Origin of the sequence: Rhodococcus sp. T7 (assembly GCF_009872365.1) — a bacterium.
Taxonomy (GTDB): domain Bacteria; phylum Actinomycetota; class Actinomycetes; order Mycobacteriales; family Mycobacteriaceae; genus Rhodococcus_F.
Genome location: NZ_WXYH01000144.1, coordinates 1 through 4,565, shown reverse-complemented (window position 1 = coordinate 4,565; position 4,565 = coordinate 1). Strand labels below are relative to the sequence as shown.

5 protein-coding genes are annotated in these 4,565 nt (G+C 69.1%); 1 reads left to right on the top strand and 4 read right to left on the bottom strand.

The window, feature by feature from the left end; translation table 11 throughout:
- On the top strand, positions 1 to 1,584 hold a 1,584-nt coding region (locus MLGJGCBP_RS16540; protein WP_201453090.1), incomplete at its 5' end, for a glycoside hydrolase family 65 protein.
- Here the strand turns inward: MLGJGCBP_RS16540 and MLGJGCBP_RS51770 are convergent.
- From MLGJGCBP_RS51770 to MLGJGCBP_RS16525, 4 genes are all read right to left on the bottom strand, one after another.
- Entirely contained in the window at positions 1,581 to 2,354 is a 774-nt protein-coding gene (locus tag MLGJGCBP_RS51770; RefSeq protein WP_328799533.1) for an FAD-dependent monooxygenase, read from the bottom strand. The two genes, MLGJGCBP_RS16540 and MLGJGCBP_RS51770, sit on opposite strands and share 4 nt — an antisense overlap.
- A 21-nt stretch (positions 2,355 to 2,375) precedes the next feature.
- Positions 2,376 to 3,107: an FAD-dependent oxidoreductase gene (locus MLGJGCBP_RS51765; RefSeq protein WP_236581139.1), complete on the bottom strand. Its 732-nt coding sequence runs from the start codon at positions 3,105 to 3,107 to the stop codon at positions 2,376 to 2,378.
- Positions 3,104 to 3,556 carry a hypothetical protein gene (locus MLGJGCBP_RS16530; protein WP_160096968.1) on the bottom strand — a complete coding sequence of 151 codons (453 nt, stop codon included), beginning with the start codon at positions 3,554 to 3,556 and terminating at the stop codon, positions 3,104 to 3,106. Before MLGJGCBP_RS16530 ends, MLGJGCBP_RS51765 begins: the two co-directional genes overlap by 4 nt.
- 176 nt (positions 3,557 to 3,732) lie before the next feature.
- Complete coding sequence (locus MLGJGCBP_RS16525) at positions 3,733 to 4,233, bottom strand: GyrI-like domain-containing protein (protein WP_160096966.1); 501 nt, start codon at positions 4,231 to 4,233, stop codon at positions 3,733 to 3,735.
- Positions 4,234 to 4,565: the final 332 nt, after the last annotated feature.

Below are 4,565 nucleotides of genomic sequence, written 5' to 3'. Positions count from 1 at the left end.
TCCGACCCCGGCGACGAAGCGACCCGCTGGCTGCCCGAACTGGGCCGATTCGATGAACTGCTGGACGGTCACGTGCTGGCGTGGGAGCACCTGTGGGACCGGGTGGGGATCGACCTCGCCGGCCACGAGGACGAATCGCGAATCGTGCGGTTCCACCTCCTGCACCTGCTGCAGACGGTCTCCCGCAACACCGCCGACCTGGACGTGGGTGTCCCGGCTCGCGGCTTGCACGGTGAGGCGTATCGGGGCCACATCTTCTGGGACGAACTCTTCGTCTTCCCCGTCCTGAATCTGCGAGTGCCCGCACTGACCCGGTCGCTGCTGCACTACCGGTACCGTCGACTGCCCGAGGCACGCCGCGCGGCGAGGGCAGCCGGGTACCGGGGTGCGATGTTCCCGTGGCAGTCGGGCAGCGACGGGCGGGAAGAAAGCCAGCAACTGCACCTCAATCCACGATCGGGGCGCTGGCTGCCCGACCCCAGCTGGCGGCAACACCACATCGGGATCGCGATCGCGTACAACGTGTGGCAGTACTACCAGGTCACCGGCGACCTGGAGTTCCTCGGGGATTTCGGCGCCGAGATGCTGGTGGAGATCGCCCGTTTCTTCGCCAGCCTGGCATCGTACGATCGGGCGCGGTCCCGGTACATCATCCGCGGCGTCGTCGGACCGGACGAGTTCCATTCCGGCTATCCCGGCGCCCCCTACGACGGCGTCGACAACAACGCGTACACCAATGTCATGGCGGTGTGGGTGATTCTGCGCGCCATCGAGGCCCTCGATGCCGTTCCGGCACCGAACCGGGCAGACCTCGTCGACAGCCTCCACCTGGACGCGCAGGAGATGGCCCGGTGGTCGGACATCAGCCGCCGCATGTTCGTTCCCTTCCACGATCAGGTGATCAGCCAATTCGAGGGCTACGGCGACCTGACCGAACTCGACTGGGACCGCTACCGGGAGCGGTACGGCGACATCCAGCGCCTCGACCGCATACTCGAGGCCGAGGGCGACGACGTCAACCGGTATCGGGCCTCCAAGCAGGCCGATGTGCTGATGCTGTTCTATCTCCTCTCCGCCGACGAACTGCGGGATCTGTTCGGGCGCCTGGAGTATCGATTCGAACCGGACGCCATCCCGCGGACCATCGACTACTACCTCGCCCGAACCTCGCACGGCTCCACCTTGAGCGCGGTCGTGCACTCGTGGGTCCTGGCCCGCGCCAACCGCGACAAGGCGATGGACTACTTCGGGAGGGTGCTCGCCTCCGACATCGCCGACATCCAGGGCGGTACGACCGCGGAGGGCATCCACCTGGCAGCCATGGCCGGCAGCATCGACCTGCTCCAGCGGTGTTTCACCGGCCTCGAAACACGCGGCGATCGACTCGTTCTCGGCCCGCACTGGCCGGAGACGCTGGGCGCGCTGGTGTTTCCGATCTCGTACCGGGGGCACCAGCTGTGGCTGACGGTCAGCGGGAGGCAGGTCGAGGTCAGCGCCGCCGCCGGAAACCAGCGACCGATCGAGATCATGTGCCGTGACCGGGTCGTCGAACTACGGCCGGGCTGCACCATCAGTCTGAGTTAGCCGGGTAGGGCGCCGATCATCTCCAGCCACTCGACGGCCCCGGCTGTGCCGGTGGTGCTGCGGAAACCGACATATCCGTCGGGGCGCACGATGGCGATACCGGTGCCCGGCCAGCTGCCGATCCGGTGGATCCGCAGCCGGTGTCCCGCCCGCCCGGGCGCCTGCCAGCGGGTGTCACGGTGCAGCAGAACGTGCACTGCCGGGGTCGCCGTCAACTCCTGGAGACGTCGCGGTGCGCCGTCGACGGTGACCTCGTCGTCCGGAATCCGGGTTCCGGGTGCGGCCGGCCTCGTGACGGTCCAGTGATCCATTGTTCGGCCGGTGCCGGCGGGACCGATCGACAGTGGGCTGTGCCGATACCGGCGGTCGAACTGAGCAAGCACACGCAGCGCGGGGGTGGACAGGAGCGGGGCCCGGAGCAGCGCCGGCACCAGCGGTGCCCCTGCCCGCGAGAAGGCGTGGCGGGCGAGAGAGGACACCGGATCCGGGCCGGCTTCGGCTCGAAACATCGCATCGGTGAGCCGCACCACGTGTCGCCCTACGGGTCGCCGCTCCTGCTCGTAGGACCGCAGCAGTGCGCTGTAGGCGAGCTTCCAGCCGAGGTTCGCGGCGTCCTGGATGCCGGTGTTCATGCCTTGCCCGCCGGCCGAGGAGCAAGTGTGCGCGGCGTCGCCGGCGAGAAATATCGGCCCGCTTTGATATCGGGACGCGAGTCGGTGCTGTATCTGAACCCACTCCGACCATGCCACCTCGGTGACATCGGCGGGCAGCTGGGCCTCGTCGAGAAGCTGCTACACACAGCGACGTTCGCCCGAGGCGGGTGAGCGGTTCGGAGGCTGTGCGGTGAGCATCCGCCACGGGGCCACATCACCCAGGGGGAGCAGAAACAGCACACCGGGGCGGTGGATCGCGTGTGCGCGACTCCGGGGTGGAGGTCGCCGTCGAGTTCGATGTCGGCCAGCAAGATCTTCTGCGGGGTACGCCGCACCGTTCCAGGAGATTCCTGCCGCCCGGCGCACAGTGCTGGCGGTGCCGTCGCATCCGACGAGGAATCGGCTGCCGATCCTGGTGGGGCAGCCGTCTCGGGTGCCGACACCCACGACGTCGTCGCCGGCGCGGATGGAGTGCCAGGTTCGTGCCCCATTCGACCTCGACCCCGCGGGCGCAGTGCCCGACGCAGGAACAGTTCCACTTCGCCCTGACGTATGAGGAGAAACCGCGGGACTGCGGTACCCGGAAGCCGAAGTCGTCCGGCGGGACGGGCAGGCACCGACCGCGTAGGTGCAGGTGCATCCGTGCCGGGGCGGCGTGCGCCGCAAGGTCCTCGGCGATGCCGTACGGACGGAGAACTCGAGGGTGCGTGGTTGCACGAGGAACGCCCTCGAGTGCGGACACTCGTCGGGTCTGCGATCGACGATACACACCCGGGCGCCGTGGTCGTGGGCGGACAGGGCCAGGGTGAGTCCGGTGGGTCCGGCGCCGGCGACGAGCACATCGAGCCGCCCGCCGCCGTGGGGGGTCATCGCGGTCGGCTCCCCGTTCGGACGAGTCGCCACCAGGGCCCGCCGGTGGGGACGGTGCCCGCCTCGGGTGCGGTGGAGCCTGCGAGGACCTCGTCGCGTCGTGCGCCGGGCAGCACGCAGTATCGGATCGAGGTGCGGTCGCTCACCAGCGCCAGGGGCCACCACAGCGCGCTCACGTAGTCGTCGGCGGCCTCGGCGCCGTCCCACTGATAGAACCCCCGATATCTCTCGTCCTCGTCTGCCGTCAGCCACAGCTTGGAGACGAATCCGGGGAATCCGGCGAACAAGGGGGTGTTGAGCAGGCTTTCCGCACGGAACAGTGCGTGGCCGCGACCGTGAACTCCGCGCAGCCGGAAAGCCACGACGAGGACTACCGGGTCGGCGGGAGCGGCACCGTCCGCCACGGTTTCCCGGTAGACGGTGCCGGTGGTGCCGTCTGCGAAGGTCATCCGCCGACCCTTGTTTCCGGTTGGTTGGTGCAGGCGGCGGCGTGAGAGCAGGTACGCCGTTCGTGCGGCGCAGCGGGCCAGTCGCGGGGCGGCCATTCGCAGCGGCAGCGGTCGAGGTGCGGTATCGGTCGCAGTCCTCGCGGGAAGTGAGTGCGGTGCAGGTTCGCCGGTTGTCATCATTCGTCCTCGTCGGATGGTCCGTGCGGCGCCGGTTCAGTGCTCATTGCGGGCGCGGCAGGGGATGACACTTCCGTGCGGGGCGCCGCGGTCCGGGGACCGTCGAGGTAGCACTCCCAGGCATCACCGGACACGGCGTAGCCGTGGGCGCAGATCCACTGCACGGCCGCGTCGTAGGCGGCGCACACTCCTCGGTAGTCCCCCACGTGGACTGTGGTGGCGACGGTGCCGCCCTGCAGTGCCGTCGGCTCGACCTGTCCGCGGGCGGTGATACGTCCGCTGAGGGGAAATCCGGCCTCGAAATCCCACTGTCCGCCCGCCGACTCGCGGTACCGCAGGAACGGGGCACCGCAGATGCGCCGTCCCTGTTTGTCGGCCACCGCGACCACCTGACCGAACGCGAGCCCGAGAAAGTCGCCGAGGCGGTCCCAGTCGACATGGCACCGGACCACCGCCGCCGGCCGTGCGTCGACTTCAACGAGTTCGACTCGGTAGCCCATGGTTCCACCATCGCGCGGCTCCCCCGGCCCGGGCAGGGCCGAAGGTCCTTCGTTGCCGGTCCCTTGGGCATCGAGTCCCACTTCGACCGCCGTCACTGAGCCGTCTAGGGTTCGGGCGCGGTCCGACGTCGGGCCCGCCCTGCCCAAGGGGTCGCCGACGCGTCGATCTCGGCGCGGTCCTCGGGTGTCAACGGCCGGGCCGCACCCATCCCCACTGCGACGACGGCGATCAATGGGGCCGCCCGCTCGACTTTCCGTGGCGCTCCTGAGGTTTGTGTGGGCGTCATTTCTGCTGTTCAGGGTGGGTTGTGTTGTTGGACGCAGCGTTCGGC